Consider the following 14,858-nt stretch of genomic DNA (forward strand, 5'->3'; position numbering starts at 1 on the left):
CATGAGGTATTCCTGTGGTTTCCGGGCCGCCTTAGCATCGCTGGCGGCGGAACTGGAAGCCTCGGCTCAGTGCCAGCCGAATGGCACCACATGGTTCTGCTGCACATGCCCCACCTCGGCGCGGCCGAGATAGGGCACCCCCATCTCCCCGCACCAGCGCCGCATCATGTCCTCCAGCGAGCCCTGCCAGCCCGGCTCGTTGGGCTTGATCGCGGTGACATAGCCCAGCCGGACGCCGGCAATCCCCTTCAGCTGCGTGGCATGCGCCATGTGGAACAGCATCCGGTCGATCGCATATAGCGGCTCGGACACTTCCTCGATGATGAGCACGTGGTCGGCGAGGTCCGGCAGGTAGGGCGTGCCGATCAGCGCGTGGAGGATCGACAGGTTGAACGCCGCGGAGGGTTGCCCGGCAAGCCCCGGCTCCAGCCCGCGCGTGTCCCGCTTCGTCAGCCATTGCAGCGTGCGGGTGACCGTCTGGTCGCCGTCCTTGCGGCCGATATCCGCCAGCATCGGCCCGCTCGCCGGCTGGCCGATCCGCGCGGCGTACAGGGCGCTCAGGAGGAACGTCATGTCGGAATAGCCGACATAGGACTTCACCCGTGCCGCATCGTTGAGGTGCGGCAGGATGCGGGTGAGCAGCCGGTTCGAGCCATAGCCTCCGCGCGCGAACCAGATCGCGTCGAACGTGGGATCGTTGGCGACCTCCAGGAACGCCGCGGCGCGCACGTCGTCCGGCCCGGCGAAATGCCCGCCGTCCGTGCGATAGACCTGCGGGTGGATGACCAGGTCCACTTCCGGAAAGGCGAGCGCGACGAACGCCTGCCCCTTGGCGACCACCGCCGGATCGATGGGGTTGGCTGGTGCGACGACGCCGATCTTCATTCCGTTTCCGTTCCTCAACCAGCCCGCCTTCAACTACCCCGTTCGTGTCGAGCAGGGATCGAGCCTGTCGAGAGCCCGTATCGAGACATGTCTCTCGATATGCCTCCCCGACAAGCCCGGAGGCTAGTGGGGACGAACGGTGGATATTGCCCGAGCGTGCAAATCCGCCGATAGCCCGCCGCCATGGCTCCGCGCAAACCCCACTTCTTCGTCGGCATCGGCGGCTCGGGCATGATGCCGCTCGCCATGATCCTGTCCGCCCGCGGTGTGGCGGTTTCGGGTTCGGACCGCGCGCTCGATGCCGGCCGCCTGCCCGCCAAGTTCGACGATCTGAAGGCGCGCGGCATCGCCCTCTACCCGCAGGACGGCAGCGGGCTCACCTCGCCCGATCAGGTGGTGGTCGCCTCCGCCGCCGTCGAGGCGAGCGTGCCCGACATGATGCGCGCGGCCGAGCTCGGCTGCGACCGCCGCACGCGCGCCGAAGTGCTGGCCGACCTGTTCAACGCCAGCGCGCTGCCGATCGGCGTCGCGGGCACCAGCGGCAAGTCCACCGTCACCGGCATGATCGGCTGGATCCTGCATGCGTGCGGGCGCGACCCGACCGTGATGAACGGCGCAGTGATGAAGAACTTCGCGGCGGCCGATGCGCCGTTCGCCTCCGCGCTGGTGGGCGCGGGCGAGGCGTTCGTCAGCGAGGTGGACGAAAGCGACGGTTCGATCGCCCTGTTCTGGCCGCGCGTGGCGGTGCTCAACAATGTCAGCCTCGACCACAAGAGCCTGGAGGAGTTGCGCGACCTGTTCGGCACCTTCGCCGCCAAGGCCGGCACGGCGGTGGTCAATGTCGGCGACGCGGAAAGCGCGCAGCTTGCCATGACCCTGCCGAAGGATCGCGTCGTCACCTTCGCGATCGACGCACCGGCCGATCTCGTTGCGGAGAGGCTGCGGGCGGAGCCGTTCGCCATCGGCTTCGATCTTCTCGCCGAAGGAAAGCGCCTGCCGGTGCGGTTGTCGGTGCCGGGTCGCCACAACGTCGCCAATGCGCTGGCCGCACTGGCGGCGGTCCGGGCCGCCGGCGTGCCGTTGGCGCAGGCGGCCGAGGCGCTTGCCGGCTTCACCGGCCTGCGCCGCCGCTTCGACCTGGTGGGCGAAGCAGGGGGCGTCTCGGTGATCGACGATTTCGGGCACAACCCCGACAAGATCGGCGCCACGCTGGACACGCTGCACGCCTTTCCCGGCCGCGTCCTCGCGCTGTTCCAGCCGCATGGCTACGGCCCGCTCAAGGTGATGCGGTCCGAGCTGGTCGCCACCTTCGCGACGAAGCTTGGGGCGGAGGACGTGCTGGTGATGCCCGATCCCGTCTACCAGGGCGGCACCGTGGCCCGCGACGTGACGAGCGCCGACATCGTTGCGGAAGTCTCCGCCGCCGGCCGGACGGCGATGCACATCCCCGATCGCGCCGCCGCCGCAGCCCACCTCGCCAGCAACGCGCGTACCGGGGACCGCATCGTCATCATGGGGGCACGCGACGACACGCTGAGCCAGCTGGCACTCGACCTTCTGGAAAGTCTACGCGCCAGAATGTAAAGCGCCCTTGACGTAAAGCATCCCTTGCATGTAAAGCTTCCTTCACTGATTCGAAAGGGAGCTTGTCACCATGCTACGCGGCGAGAACAACTCGACACCTGCCGGGCGGGCCTATCTGCGCCGGTTCTGGCCCACCATGATCAGCTATGTAGTCGCCCTGTTCGGCGCGACCTGGGCGCTGCGTCATTTTCACCCGACCGGGGCGGCGCTGGTCGTGCTGTCCGTCCTTCCCGCTGTGCCAGTGATCGCGATCATCGGCGTGATGGGCCTCTACATCGTCGAGGAGCGGGACGAGTATCTGCGCCAGCGAGTGGTGTCGGGCATGCTGGTCGGGATCGCGGTTTCGCTCAGCGTGATGACCGCCTGGGGCTTCATGGAAGAGGCCGGCGTGCTGCCGCACCTGCCGGGATACTTTGCCTTCGTCCTGTGGTGCGCCGGCTGGGGCATCGGCCAGTGCCTGTTGGGGCTGCGCGAGCGGCACGCCGGGCACGGCGCGTGATCAACCGCCTCAAGGTGCTGCGCGCCGAGCGCAACTGGAGCCAGGGCGATCTCGCCGAGAAGCTGGAGGTTTCGCGCCAGAGCGTGAATGCGATCGAAACCGGCCGCTACGACCCCTCGCTCCCCCTCGCCTTCAAGATCGCCGAGTTGTTCGGCCTTGCCATCGAAGACGTCTTCACCAGCCCATCCAGGGAGAACTGACATGCCGATCTGCAATCCGCGCTTCCGCCGGGTACACCTGTTGGCCGCGCTGGCGATCGCCTGCGGCCTGTTCAACCAACCCGCTCCGGCGCAGATCGCCCCGGTGCAGAAGGCGCAGCCGGCGACCTCCGCACCCGTGCAGATGGAGCACATCTCCATCGAGACGATCGGGCATGGGACGCCCGTGATCCTGATCCCCGGCTTGGCGAGCCCCCGCGCCGCCTGGGACGGCGTGGCGCCCGCGCTCGCCAGGGGCCACAGCGTGCTCCTGGTCCAGGTTAACGGCTTTGCCGGCGACGATCCGCGCGGCAACCTGAGCGGCGGGCTGCTCGACGGCATCGTCGCGGATCTCCACGCGATGATCGCCGCGCGCAAGCTCGACCGGCCGGCGATCGTCGGCCATTCGATGGGCGGGCTCGTCGGCCTGATGCTCGCCGCCCGCCATCCGGCGGATATGGGACGATTGATGATGGTCGACTCGCTGCCCTTCTTCGCCGCGACCCTAGTGCCGCCCGGCACGCCGATCACCGCGGCGATGGTGGAGCCCCGCGCGGCGCAGATGCGCGACGCTGTCGCCGGCAGCTACGGCAAGCCCGCCGATCGCGGCGCCGCCGCGGCGCAGGTCGCCAGCATGACGCTGAACCCCGATCATCGTGCGCGCCTGACCGAATGGGCGATGCGCGCCGATCCGCGGGTCACCGCCCGGGCGCTGTACGAGGACCTCGTCACCGACATGCGGCCGGAGCTGCCGAAGGTGCGGACGCCCGTGACCGTGGTCTACGCCTGGAACGAGGCCTATCCGCGCAAGGACGCGGCCGATGCATTCTTCCGCGGGCAGTTCACGGGCATGGCCAACGCGACCTTTGTCGGCGTCGGCCCCGCCGCACATTTTGTCATGCTGGACCAGCCCGCCGCCTTCAACGCCGCGCTGGACAGGTTTCTCGTCAGCTGATCGCCGATGTGCTCCCGCGGAGGCGGGAGCGCAGAGCCGCAGGCGATACCGTTCGCTTCTCCGGGCTCCCGCTTCCGCGGGAGCACGGGCGGTCCATGCGCGACGCTTCTCTCCTTTTACCGCGGCCGTGCCGGAGGCTTGCCGCCGGGCCGGGTGGGCGGGCGGCGGCGGGTTTCCACCACCGGCGCGCCGCGGTTCTGCGGCGGACGGGGAGTGCGCGGCGGGCCGGAGCGGGGCGCGCCGCCCGGACCGCCCGGACCACCGCTTCCCGGAGCCACGGTATAGCCTTCCTTCTGCAACCGGCTGAAGGCCGCCCGCACGCTGGCGCCCACCGCATCCTGCACTTCCTTCGGCAGATCGGCGGTGGTGGTGTTCCGATGCACCGCGTTGAGATCGCGCAGCAGCGCGTTCGGCAGCCCCTTGGACGCCTCCTTGAACGCGACAATGGAGTCGAGCACGGCGGAGAACAGGATCTCCTGCATGATGTCGGTCGCGGACTTGGTCGGCGTCGAGGACGGTGTCTGGGCCATGATGCCTCAACGCACGAACCCGCCGGGCGGCGCAAGCCCCCAAAAGGGTTCAGCGCTTTGCCGACAGGCGCAGCAACTTGCCGCCGACCCCCTTGCCGCCATCCTCCAGCAGCCAGATCGCCCCGTCGGGCGCCTGTGCCACGTCGCGGATGCGCGTGCCCATGTTCCACCAGTCCGCCGCCTTCGCCGACGCGCCGTTCACCGCCACCCGGATCAGCGCCTGGCTGGACAGGCCCGCGATGAACAGCGAGCCGCGATACTGCGGAAACATCGCGCCGGTATAGGCGATCATCCCGCCCGGCGAGATCACCGGGTTCCACCACAGGGCCGGTGCGGCGAACTCGGGACGGCTGGGATGGTCGGGGATCGGCTGGCCGGAATAATTGTCGCCATTGGAGACGAGCGGCCAGCCATAGTTGCGGCCGGGCTCCAGCAGGTTGAGCTCGTCGCCGCCCTGCGGACCCATCTCCTCTTCCCACAAGCGGCCATCGGGCGTGAAGGCGATGCCATAGGGATTGCGGTGGCCGGAGGTCCAGGTCATCGCCTCCACCCCGCCCTTGGCGAACATCGGATTGCCGGGCGCCGCCTTGCCGTCCAGCGTCAGGCGCAGCACCTTGCCGAGCGCCTGTTTCGGATCCTGCGCCGGCGTGAACCGCTGCCGTTCGCCCGAGGTGAGGAACAGGTATCTGCCGTCGGGCGAGAAGGCGATCGTCGCGCCGAACTGCCCGCCGGGACCGTTGGAGCCCGCCCGCCAGATCACCGCGCCCGACAAGGCAGCAGCGCCACCCTCTTCGCGCAGCTGCCCGCGCCACAGCGCCAGCGCCGGCCCGTTCGCACCCGGCTCGGCATAGGTGAGATAGATCGAGCGGCTGGTGGCGAAATCCGGCGCCACCGCCACGTCGAGCAGGCCGCCCTGTCCACCCGCCTCCACTGCGGGCACGCTGCCGATTTCCGCCAGTGCGCCGTCCTTGCCGCGCAGCTTCAGCGTGCCGCCTTTCTCCGTCACGAGCAGGCGGCCGTCCGGCAGGAAGGCGAGCGCGAACGGCTGGTCGAACTGGCCGATCGTCTCCACCGTGAACGGCGGCGCGGATTCGGCGATGTTCGCGCGACCGGTGGTGGCGGCGACGTTCTTCACGGCGGGGTCGAGCGGCGCGTTCTTCGGCACCGGGCGTGCAGCCTCAGGCGGTTGCGGGCCCTGCGGCTCCCCGGCCGCGCCGGTCGGCGTCGCCTGCGGCTCCGTCGAGCAGGCGGCGGAAGCGGCAAGCGCCAGCGGCGCACTGGCGAGCAGCAGGAACTTCAACATGGATCAGGTCTCTCCCGGCGGTTGGGGCCAGAACGCCGCATCGCCGCTGCGGGTTGCGCTTGCCTCCGCCGGCGCCCTGGCCTATATCGCCCTCGTATTCTCTACATCGTCAGCGGTGAAGAGGCTGCGGGGTTCGCTCCGCGGCGCGAACAGACATGTCATGGAGCAGCTGATTTGGCGGACATCGCCGCACTGACCGCATTGATCGAGCCGGAGGCGGAAGCGCTCGGCTTCGAACTGGTGCGCGTGCGCCTGTTCGGGCGCGGCGACGAGCGCACGCTGCAGATCATGGCCGAACGCCCTGCCACCGGCCAGCTCAACATCGACGATTGCGCCGAGCTTTCGCGCCGCGTGTCCGACCGGCTGGACGAGCTGGAAGCCGCCGGCCGCGATCCGATCGAGGACGCCTATCGCCTGGAGGTCTCCTCCCCCGGCATCGATCGTCCGCTCACCCGGCCGAAGGACTTCGCCGACTGGGCGGGCCATGAGGCGCGCATCGTGCTGGGCGAGGCGATCGACGGGCAGAAGCAGTTCAAGGGCGAGCTGACCGGCATTGACGGCGATGCCATCACCATCGTCAGCCGGACCGGCGAGGCCGCCGTTGTGCCCTTTTCCGGCATCCTGGATGCCAAGCTGGTGCTCACCGACAAGCTGATCGCCGCCACCGTGCCGCTCGAAACCAAGGGCGCAGACGAGATTCTCGAGCTGTCCGGCGATCCGGACGAAGAAACCGACCCAGAAGATCCCGTGACAGAGGAAACGCACTGATGGCCACTGCCATTTCCGCCAACAAGGCCGAGCTGCTCGCGATCGCGAACTCGGTGGCGTCCGAGAAGCTGATCGACAAGGCCATCGTGATCGAGGCGATGGAGGACGCGATCCAGCGCGCCGCCAAGGCCCGCTACGGCGCCGAGAACGACATCCGTGCCAAGCTGGACCCGAACAGCGGCGACCTGCGCCTGTGGCGCGTCGTGGAAGTGGTCGAAGCGGTCGACAATTACTTCACGCAGGTGGACGTTAAGGGCGCGCAGAAGCTGCAAAAGGATGCGGCGCTGGGCGACTTCATCGTCGATCCGCTGCCCCCGATCGAGTTCGGCCGCATCGCCGCGCAGGCCGCCAAGCAGGTGATCTTCCAGAAGGTGCGCGACGCCGAGCGCGAGCGCCAGTTCGAGGAGTTCAAGGACCGCCAGGGCGAGATCATCACCGGCGTCGTGAAGCGGGTGGAATTCGGCCATGTGGTGGTCGATCTCGGCCGCGCCGAGGGCGTCATCCGCCGCGACCAGCAGATCCCGCGCGAAGTGGTGCGCGTGAACGACCGCATCCGCTCCCTGATCCTGTCGGTGCGCCGCGAGAATCGCGGACCGCAGATCTTCCTGTCCCGCGCGCATCCGGACTTCATGAAGAAGCTGTTCGCGCAGGAAGTGCCCGAAATCTACGACGGCATCATCGAGATCAAGGCCGCCGCCCGCGACCCGGGCAGCCGCGCCAAGATCGGCGTCATCAGCCACGACAGCTCGATCGATCCGGTCGGCGCCTGTGTCGGCATGAAGGGCAGCCGCGTGCAGGCCGTCGTGCAGGAGATGCAGGGCGAGAAGATCGACATCATCCCCTGGTCGCCGGACACCGCGACCTTTGTCGTCAACGCGCTGCAGCCGGCGAACGTCGCGCGCGTGGTGATCGACGAGGAAGAGGACCGCATCGAGGTGGTCGTCCCCGACGACCAGCTGTCGCTTGCGATCGGTCGCCGCGGCCAGAACGTGCGCCTCGCCAGCCAGCTCACCGCCAAGTCGATCGACATCCTCACCGAGCAGGATGCCAGCGAGAAGCGCCAGAAGGAATTCGTCGAGCGCACCGAGATGTTCCAGCAGGAGCTGGACGTGGACGAGACGCTGGCGCAGCTGCTGGTCGCCGAGGGTTTCGGCGCGCTGGAAGAAGTCGCCTATGTCGAGCTGGACGAACTGGCCGGCATCGAGGGCTTCGACGAGGACCTGGCGCAGGAGCTGCAGAGCCGGGCCACCGAGGCGCTGGAGCGCCGCGAGCAGGCGAACCGCGAGGAGCGCCAGGCCCTGGGCGTCGAGGACGCCCTGGCCGAGCTGCCGTACCTGACCGAAGCGATGCTGGTCACGCTGGGCAAGGCGAGCATCAAGACGCTGGACGACCTGGCCGATCTCGCCACGGACGAGCTGATCGAGAAGAAGCGCGCCGAGCCGCGCCGCCGCAACGAGGACGCGCCCAAGCGTCCCGAGCCGAAGGGCGGCGTGCTGGGCGAGTACGGCCTGTCCGAGGAGCAGGGCAACGAGATCATCATGGCCGCCCGCGCGCATTGGTTCGATGCCGAGCCGGCAGAAGCTGGCTCCGAGGGGTCCGATGAGGAACCTGCCGCCGCCAATGCGAGCGAGGAGGCGTAAGCCGCAGATGCCGTTCGTCTCGATCCGCCTGGCCGGCTCCGCCACCCGCGAGCAGAAGGCCGCCGTTGTCGCCGACGTGACCCGGTCGCTCGTGGAGCGGCTGGGCAAGCCGGCGGCCGCGGTGCAGGTGGTGATCGAGGAGATCCCGACCGAGAACTACGGCGCGGCCGGTCAGTTGATCGCCGACCGTGCCCCTCCCCCTCCTGCACAGGGAGACGCGCATGCGGAACCCTCGCAATGAGGCGCTGAAGGACCACGGAGGCCCGGTTCGCACCTGCATCCTCTCGCGCGAACAGGACGCGCGGGAGGGGTTGATCCGGCTCGCGCTCGGCCCTGACGGGCAGGTGCTGCCGGACGTGCGCGCCAAGGCGCCCGGACGCGGCGCGTGGATCGGCGTGTCGCAAGGCGAACTGGTCGCGGCGCAGGCCAAGGGACGGCTGCGCGGCGCGCTGTCCCGTGCGTTCAAGACCGGCGACCTCCAGATCCCGGACGACCTGCCCGCGCGCATCGCCGATGCGCTGGAGCGCGCGGCCATGGATCGGCTGGGGCTCGAATCGCGCGCCGGCCATGTTGTGATCGGCCATGAGCGGATCGATGCCGCCGCACGCGCGGGCAAGGTCGCGCTTCTTCTCCATGCCAGCGATGCGGCCGCGGATGGGCGCCGCAAGCTCGACCAGGCCTGGCGCGTGGGCAGGGATCGCGAAGGTTCGGGCGAACAGGGCTTGGCGTTGCCGGTGCCGCGCACCATATTGGGGTTGGCGCTGGGCCGCGAGAATGTGGTACATGCAGCGTTGACCGACTCCCATGCCGCCGGCCGGGTGCGCGAAGCGCTGGCCCGCTGGCAGCGCTTTATCGGCCCTGACCCGGACTCCGTGCCTTGCGAAACGGCCTCGCAGGGCGCATCGGCGTCCGGCTCCGGTGGGGGCCAGCCGGCCGAGAATTTGACTGAACGAGGACACTGAGTGAGCGATACGGACAACGAAAAGCCGAAACTGGGCATGCGCGCGCCGCTGGGGCTGAAGCGCACGGTGGAAACGGGCAAGGTGAAGCAGAGCTTCAGCCATGGCCGGTCCAACACCGTGATCGTGGAAACCAAGCGCCGCCGCGTGCTGGGTCCGGCCGGCGGCGCGCCCGCCGATGCGCCGGTCGCCGCGCCCGAGCCGGCGCCCGCGCCGACACCGGCGCCTGCCCCCGTCCAGCGCGCTCCCGAGCCGCCGCGCCGTCCGGCCGCGCCGTCCAACGAGACTCCGCAGGAGCGCGTCGCCCGCCTCGCCCGCGAGGCGGAGGAACTGCGCATGGAGGCGCTGGAAGACGCGCGCCGCCGCGACGAGGCCGAGCGCCAGCGCAAGGCGGAGGAAGCCGCCGAGGACGCGCGCCGCCGCGCCGAGGAACGCGCCGCCGCCGAAGCCGCGCCTGCCCCCGAGCCGGAACCCGCTCCCGCCCCGACGCCCGAACCGGTTGTCGAGGCTCCTGCCGCGACGCCGGCCCCGGCTCCCGCTGCGCCGACCCCCGCTGCTCCGGCGGCCGAGCCGGTGCGCGCCACCGCGCCCGCGCCCGTGCCGCAGCCGGCCCCTGCGCCTGCCGCTCCGCCGCAGCCGGTCACGGTGTCGCTCGACAGTTCCATGCCTGCGCCGCGTCGCTTCACGCCGGTGCCGCGCCCCGAACGCCCTGCCCCGCGCCCGCAGACTGCGGCCGCCGGCTCGGCCCCGGCCGGTGCCGGCACGTCCACGCCTGCAGGCGCCGCCGGCGCTGTGCGCCGTCCGCTCGGAACTTCCGAGCCGGCCCGTCCGCAGCAGCCGCAGCAGCGCGACCGCAAGGGCGAGGAGCGCCGCGGCGGTCGCCTGAGCGTCAACCGCGCGCTGGGTGGCGAGGACGGTGCCCGTGCGCGCAGCCTTGCCGCGCTGAAGCGCGCCCGCGAGAAGGAGCGCCGCACCTATGGCGGCCCGCGCGAGGCGCAGGCCAAGCAGGTGCGCGACGTGCAGGTGCCGGAAACGATCACCGTCGCCGAACTGGCCAACCGCATGGCCGAAAAGGGCGCGGACCTGGTCAAGGTGTTGTTCAAGATGGGCATGCCCGTCACGCTCAACGCGAACATCGACCAGGACACCGCCGAACTGCTCGTCACCGAATTCGGGCACAACATCGTCCGTGTGTCCGACAGCGACGTCGATCTCGCCATCGACACCGCGGAGGATGCGCCCGAAGCGCTGCGTCCGCGTCCGCCCGTCGTCACCATCATGGGCCATGTTGACCATGGCAAGACGTCGCTGCTCGACGCGCTGCGCGGCACGGACGTGGTGCGCGGTGAGGCCGGCGGCATCACGCAGCATATCGGCGCCTATCAGGTCACGCTGAAGGACAAGTCGAAGATCACCTTCCTCGACACGCCGGGCCACGAGGCGTTCACCGCCATGCGCGCGCGCGGCGCGGACGTGACCGACATCGTGGTGCTGGTGGTGGCCGCCGACGACGGCCTGATGCCGCAGACGATCGAGGCGATCAACCACACCAAGGCCGCCGGCAAGCCGATGATCGTGGCGATCAACAAGGTCGACAAGCACGACGCCAACGCCCAGCGCGTGCGCGAGCGCCTGCTGTCGGAGGACGTGCAGGTCGAATCGATGGGCGGCGAAGTCCAGGACGTGGAGGTTTCCGCGCTCAAGAAGACCGGCCTGGACGAGCTGATCGAGAAGATCCAGCTCCAGGCCGAGCTGATGGAGCTTTCCGCCAACCCCGATCGCCCGGCCGAAGGCAGCGTGATCGAGGCCAAGCTGGACAAGGGCCGCGGTCCGGTCGCCACCGTGCTCGTCACGCGCGGCACGCTGAAGGTCGGCGACGTGTTCGTCGTCGGCGCGGAAAGCGGCAAGGTCCGTGCGCTGGTGGACGACAAGGGCCGCCAGCTGAAGGAAGCGGGCCCGTCCATGCCGGTGGAGGTGCTCGGCATGTCCGGCACGCCATCGGCCGGCGACCAGCTGCAGGTGGTCGAGAACGACGCGCGCGCCCGCGAGGTCGCCGAGTACCGCCAGTCGGTGCTCACCCAGAAGCGCACCACCTCGGCGCCGGCCAGCCTGGAGAGCATGTTCTCCGCGCTGAAGGACAAGCAGGCGATCGAGTACCCGCTGGTGGTCAAGGCCGACACGCAGGGCTCGGTGGAGGCGATCGTCGCCAGCTTGGGCAAGATCGGCAACGAGGACATCCGCGTGCGCATCCTGCATTCGGGGGTCGGCGGCATCACCGAGTCCGACGTGAACGCCGCGGCCGCCTCCGGGGCGCCAATCATCGGCTTCCACGTCCGCGCCAACGCCAAGGCGCGCGAGATCGCCGAGCGCTATCATGTCGCGCTGAAATACTATGACGTGATCTACGACCTGATCGACGAGATCCGCGCCGGCATGGCGGGCGAGCTCGGGCCGGAGGCGTTCGAAACCGTGGTGGGCCGCGCGGAGATCCGCGACGTGTTCAACGCGGGCAAGATCGGCAAGGCCGCCGGCCTGCTCGTCACCGAGGGCGTCATCCGCAAGGCGCTCAAGGCGCGCATCACGCGCAACGACGTCATCATCTACCAGGGCGAGATCGCTTCGCTTCGCCGGTTCAAGGATGATGTGCCGGAAGTGCGGGCGGGTCTGGAGTGCGGCGTGACCTTCACGCAGAACTTCACCGACATCCGCGCCGGCGATTACCTCGAAACCTTCGAGGTCGAGCTGCGCGAACGCATGCTGTAACCACCATCGCCACCCCGGTTTTCACGCCGGGGTGGCGTCGGATGCAAGTCGATGAACAAAGACCCACAGGAAAAATCCGTGCGCACGCTGCGCGTCGGCGAGCAGGTGCGGCACGTGCTGTCCGAGATCCTGCAGCGCGGCGACGTGCATGACGAGACGCTGAGCCGCCACATGGTGAGCGTCACCGAAGTGCGCATGTCGCCCGACCTGCGCCATGCGACCGTGTTCGTGAAGCCGCTGCTCGGCAAGGACGAGGACGCGGTGCTGAAGGCGCTGCGCACCAACACCGCCTATCTCCAGCGCGAGGTCGCGCACCGCATCAAGATGAAATATGCGGCCAGGCTGAAGTTCCTGGCCGACGAGAGCTTCGACGAGGGCAGCCATATCGACGCGCTCCTCCGCAAGCCCGAGGTGGCGCGCGATTTGGAGAGCGACGGCGAGTGAGCTAGCGCACACGCCATGGCCAAGCTCTATTTCTATTATGCCAGCATGAATGCGGGCAAATCGACCAACCTGCTCCAGGCCGACTTCAACTATCGCGAGCGCGGCATGCGCACCATCCTGTTCACCGCGGCGGTGGACGATCGCTTTGCGCCCGGCACCATCGCCTCGCGCATCGGCCTGTCGGCGGACGCGATCCCGTTCGGACCCGACACGGATCTTGCCGCGATCGTCACCGCGCAGGAACGGCCCGCCTGCCTGCTGGTGGACGAGGCGCAGTTCCTTACCGCCGCACAGGTCGATCAGCTCGCCTGGCTGGCGGACAGCCACGACGTGCCGGTACTCGCCTATGGCCTGCGCACCGACTTCCTGGGCGAGCTGTTTCCCGGCTCGGCGCGGCTCTTGGCGATCGCCGACGCGCTGGTGGAGATCAAGTCGGTGTGCATGTGCGGGCGCAAGGCGACCATGAACCTGCGCGTCGACGAAAGCGGTCATGCGGTCACCGCCGGGCGCCAGACCGAGATCGGCGGCAACGACCGCTATGTCGCCTTGTGCCGCCGGCATCACAGCGCCGCGCTCGCGGGAACGTTGCGGATCGATGCGGGTTTCGAACCAACCAACTGATCTGTAAGGACGATTGCCATGCGTCTGCTTGTTTCCTTCGCGCTCGCCGCGACAGTTAGCCTGCCTGCCGCCTTGCACGCGCAGAAAGAGCCTCAAGGCAAAGAAACGACGATCGACTTTGCTGCGGGCGGAATAATCAACTTCCAGCCCGAAGGCCGCGACTCCAACATTGTCTACCTGCAGGATCGCCGACTGCGCTGGTACAAAGTGACGTTGACCGGTCCGTGCCTGCCGGACGCAACGCAAAACACGATCGTCTATCGGCCGAGCCCGGGTAATCGACTCGACCGGTTTTCGAGCATTTCGTCGACCCGGTATCCTCAATTGAATTGCGGCATCACCAGCATCACCACCTCTGCTCCGCCTCCTGGTCAGCCGGGCAGCGCCAAGCGTCACCGGAGGTAGCCCGCCGCTTGCGCAAGGGGACGGCGGCGGTAATGCCCTTGGGATGCATGGCTGGATCATTCTCGACAAGCCGCTGGGTCTCGGCTCGACCCAGGGGGTAAGCGCGGTGAAGCGCGCGCTTCGTACCGCCGGCTTGGGCAAGGCCAAGGTCGGCCATGGCGGCACGCTGGACCCGCTGGCGACGGGCGTGCTGCCGGTGGCGATCGGCGAGGCCACCAAGCTGGCCGGCCGCATGCTCGACAGCGACAAGGAATATGCCTTCACGATCGCGTTCGGCATGCAGACCGACACGCTGGATGCGGAGGGAACCGCTGTCGCCACATCGGCCGAGCGCCCTGCCCCCGCCGATCTGGCCGCGATGCTGCCATGCTTCACCGGGGCGATCGAGCAGATGCCGCCGGCCTTTTCCGCCCTCAAGGTGGACGGGCAGCGCGCCTACGATCTGGCGCGCCGCGGGGAGGAGGTGGTGCTGGCACCGCGCGCCGTGACAGTGCATTCGCTTGTCTTGCGGGACTCTCCGGCAGAGGGGGGGATCGACAGCGTCACGCTGGTCGCTTCCGTCTCCAAGGGCACCTATATCCGCTCCCTGGCGCGCGACATCGCATTGGCGCTCGGCACGGTTGGCCATGTCACCATGCTGCGCCGCCTGAAGGCTGGGCCGTTCACGCTGGCTCACGCGATATCGCTGGACAATCTGGACGAAGCCGCTAAGGGCGGGCGCCTTGAACAACATCTCCTGCCGCTGAGCGCAGGGCTGGACGACATCCCGGCTCTTGCACTCGATCCCGACCAGGCAGGGGCGCTCCGACAGGGGCGGGTTCTGGCCGGGATCGCTGCCAGCGACGGCCTTCGTTTCGCAAGCCTGCACGATGTGCCGGTTGCGTTGGTGGAGGTGGAGGACGGAAACGTCCGCGTCGTGCGCGGCTTCAACCTGTAGTTCGATGTCGAGGAACAAGAACATGTCGATCACGCCCGAGCGCAAGAACGAGCTCGTCAAGGAACATGCCCGCGTCGAGGGCGACACCGGCTCCCCCGAGGTGCAGGTCGCGATCCTGACGGAGCGCATCCGCAACCTGACCGAGCACTTCAAGGGCCACGCCAAGGACAACCATTCCCGCCGCGGCCTGCTGATGATGGTCAACAAGCGCCGCGCGCTTCTCGATTATCTCCGCAAGTCGGACGGCAATCGCTATCTCGATCTCATCGCGAAGCTCGGCCTTCGCAAGTAACCCGAAGGGCGCCCTTGCGGCGCCCTTCTCGTATATGTGCTCCCGCGAAGGCGGAAGCCCAGTCTGGGTCTCCGCC

Annotated in this window: 17 protein-coding genes; 14 read left to right on the plus strand and 3 right to left on the minus strand. The window is 68.8% G+C overall.

All coding sequences use genetic code 11. The features are described from left to right. Positions 1–66: 66 nt before the first annotated feature. Positions 67–885, minus strand: a complete 819-nt coding sequence (locus tag DVW87_RS11310) for an LD-carboxypeptidase (RefSeq protein ID WP_114687850.1) — start codon at positions 883–885, stop codon at positions 67–69. Between the two features lie 183 nt (positions 886–1,068). Here DVW87_RS11310 and DVW87_RS11315 point away from each other — a divergent pair, with 183 nt between their 5' ends. From DVW87_RS11315 to DVW87_RS11330, 4 genes are all read left to right on the plus strand, one after another. Next, positions 1,069–2,469: a glutamate ligase domain-containing protein gene (locus DVW87_RS11315; RefSeq protein ID WP_114687851.1), complete on the plus strand. Its 1,401-nt coding sequence runs from the start codon at positions 1,069–1,071 to the stop codon at positions 2,467–2,469. Positions 2,470–2,539: 70 nt separating this feature from the next. Then, on the plus strand, positions 2,540–2,968 hold the full coding sequence (locus DVW87_RS11320; protein ID WP_114687852.1) for a hypothetical protein: 429 nt from the start codon (positions 2,540–2,542) through the stop codon (positions 2,966–2,968). Further along, positions 2,965–3,168, plus strand: a complete 204-nt coding sequence (locus DVW87_RS11325; protein ID WP_114687853.1) for a helix-turn-helix transcriptional regulator — start codon at positions 2,965–2,967, stop codon at positions 3,166–3,168. The genes DVW87_RS11320 and DVW87_RS11325 overlap by 4 nt, the downstream gene beginning before the upstream one ends. A gap of 1 nt (position 3,169) precedes the next feature. Then, positions 3,170–4,120, plus strand: coding sequence for an alpha/beta fold hydrolase (locus DVW87_RS11330; protein WP_114687854.1), 951 nt, complete (start codon positions 3,170–3,172; stop codon positions 4,118–4,120). 116 nt (positions 4,121–4,236) lie between these two features. On the opposite strand, the gene DVW87_RS11335 is transcribed toward DVW87_RS11330, so the two are convergent. Continuing rightward, positions 4,237–4,650: a hypothetical protein gene (locus tag DVW87_RS11335; RefSeq protein WP_181814809.1), complete on the minus strand. Its 414-nt coding sequence runs from the start codon at positions 4,648–4,650 to the stop codon at positions 4,237–4,239. A 49-nt stretch (positions 4,651–4,699) separates the two neighbouring features. Then, a complete protein-coding gene (locus DVW87_RS11340) occupies positions 4,700–5,953 on the minus strand; it encodes a PQQ-dependent sugar dehydrogenase (RefSeq protein ID WP_239017863.1) in 1,254 nt (417 codons plus the stop codon). A 174-nt stretch (positions 5,954–6,127) separates the two neighbouring features. Here DVW87_RS11340 and rimP point away from each other — a divergent pair, with 174 nt between their 5' ends. From rimP to rpsO, 10 genes are read left to right on the plus strand one after another with little or no spacing between them, the layout of a single operon-like run. Continuing rightward, entirely contained in the window at positions 6,128–6,721 is a 594-nt protein-coding gene (gene rimP / locus DVW87_RS11345; RefSeq protein ID WP_114687855.1) for a ribosome maturation protein RimP, read from the plus strand. Continuing rightward, positions 6,721–8,361: a transcription termination factor NusA gene (gene nusA, locus DVW87_RS11350; RefSeq protein WP_114687856.1), complete on the plus strand. Its 1,641-nt coding sequence runs from the start codon at positions 6,721–6,723 to the stop codon at positions 8,359–8,361. Before rimP ends, nusA begins: the two co-directional genes overlap by 1 nt. A gap of 7 nt (positions 8,362–8,368) precedes the next feature. After that, positions 8,369–8,602 (plus strand): tautomerase family protein, encoded by a 234-nt coding sequence (locus DVW87_RS11355; protein WP_114687857.1) that lies wholly within the window; start codon positions 8,369–8,371, stop codon positions 8,600–8,602. After that, positions 8,583–9,323, plus strand: a complete 741-nt coding sequence (locus tag DVW87_RS11360; RefSeq protein WP_114687858.1) for a DUF448 domain-containing protein — start codon at positions 8,583–8,585, stop codon at positions 9,321–9,323. Before DVW87_RS11355 ends, DVW87_RS11360 begins: the two co-directional genes overlap by 20 nt. Next, a complete protein-coding gene (gene infB / locus DVW87_RS11365) occupies positions 9,324–12,083 on the plus strand; it encodes a translation initiation factor IF-2 (RefSeq protein WP_114687859.1) in 2,760 nt (919 codons plus the stop codon). 51 nt (positions 12,084–12,134) lie between these two features. Then, the gene (gene rbfA / locus DVW87_RS11370) at positions 12,135–12,527 is read left to right on the plus strand and encodes a 30S ribosome-binding factor RbfA (RefSeq protein ID WP_114687860.1); all 393 of its coding nucleotides are present in this window, start codon (positions 12,135–12,137) and stop codon (positions 12,525–12,527) included. 15 nt (positions 12,528–12,542) lie between these two features. Next, entirely contained in the window at positions 12,543–13,148 is a 606-nt protein-coding gene (locus DVW87_RS11375) for a thymidine kinase (protein ID WP_114687861.1), read from the plus strand. Between the two features lie 18 nt (positions 13,149–13,166). Further along, the gene (locus DVW87_RS17805) at positions 13,167–13,553 is read left to right on the plus strand and encodes a hypothetical protein (RefSeq protein WP_147276261.1); all 387 of its coding nucleotides are present in this window, start codon (positions 13,167–13,169) and stop codon (positions 13,551–13,553) included. 43 nt (positions 13,554–13,596) lie between these two features. Then, positions 13,597–14,490 carry a tRNA pseudouridine(55) synthase TruB gene (gene truB, locus DVW87_RS11380; RefSeq protein ID WP_114687862.1) on the plus strand — a complete coding sequence of 298 codons (894 nt, stop codon included), beginning with the start codon at positions 13,597–13,599 and terminating at the stop codon, positions 14,488–14,490. 22 nt (positions 14,491–14,512) lie between these two features. Continuing rightward, positions 14,513–14,782 carry a 30S ribosomal protein S15 gene (rpsO, locus tag DVW87_RS11385; RefSeq protein WP_114687863.1) on the plus strand — a complete coding sequence of 90 codons (270 nt, stop codon included), beginning with the start codon at positions 14,513–14,515 and terminating at the stop codon, positions 14,780–14,782. Positions 14,783–14,858: the final 76 nt, after the last annotated feature.

The sequence above is a fragment of the Sphingomonas aracearum genome (genome assembly GCF_003345355.1).
GTDB classification, from domain to species: Bacteria; Pseudomonadota; Alphaproteobacteria; order Sphingomonadales; family Sphingomonadaceae; genus Sphingomonas; species Sphingomonas aracearum.

Excerpts from the sequence above, each read along its gene's own strand:
- DVW87_RS11360 (WP_114687858.1), top strand. The coding sequence starts at position 8,583 with ATGCGGAACCCTCGCAATGAGGCGCTGAAGGACCACGGAGGCCCGGTT.
- DVW87_RS17805 (WP_147276261.1), top strand. The coding sequence starts at position 13,167 with ATGCGTCTGCTTGTTTCCTTCGCGCTCGCCGCGACAGTTAGCCTGCCT.
- nusA (WP_114687856.1), top strand. The coding sequence starts at position 6,721 with ATGGCCACTGCCATTTCCGCCAACAAGGCCGAGCTGCTCGCGATCGCG.
- DVW87_RS11320 (WP_114687852.1), top strand. The coding sequence starts at position 2,540 with ATGCTACGCGGCGAGAACAACTCGACACCTGCCGGGCGGGCCTATCTG.
- DVW87_RS11310 (WP_114687850.1), bottom strand. The coding sequence starts at position 885 with ATGAAGATCGGCGTCGTCGCACCAGCCAACCCCATCGATCCGGCGGTG.
- DVW87_RS11375 (WP_114687861.1), top strand. The coding sequence starts at position 12,543 with ATGGCCAAGCTCTATTTCTATTATGCCAGCATGAATGCGGGCAAATCG.
- DVW87_RS11315 (WP_114687851.1), top strand. The coding sequence starts at position 1,069 with ATGGCTCCGCGCAAACCCCACTTCTTCGTCGGCATCGGCGGCTCGGGC.
- DVW87_RS11340 (WP_239017863.1), bottom strand. The coding sequence starts at position 5,953 with ATGTTGAAGTTCCTGCTGCTCGCCAGTGCGCCGCTGGCGCTTGCCGCT.
- rpsO (WP_114687863.1), top strand. The coding sequence starts at position 14,513 with ATGTCGATCACGCCCGAGCGCAAGAACGAGCTCGTCAAGGAACATGCC.
- DVW87_RS11335 (WP_181814809.1), bottom strand. The coding sequence starts at position 4,650 with ATGGCCCAGACACCGTCCTCGACGCCGACCAAGTCCGCGACCGACATC.
- DVW87_RS11330 (WP_114687854.1), top strand. The coding sequence starts at position 3,170 with ATGCCGATCTGCAATCCGCGCTTCCGCCGGGTACACCTGTTGGCCGCG.
- DVW87_RS11355 (WP_114687857.1), top strand. The coding sequence starts at position 8,369 with ATGCCGTTCGTCTCGATCCGCCTGGCCGGCTCCGCCACCCGCGAGCAG.
- truB (WP_114687862.1), top strand. The coding sequence starts at position 13,597 with ATGCATGGCTGGATCATTCTCGACAAGCCGCTGGGTCTCGGCTCGACC.
- rbfA (WP_114687860.1), top strand. The coding sequence starts at position 12,135 with ATGAACAAAGACCCACAGGAAAAATCCGTGCGCACGCTGCGCGTCGGC.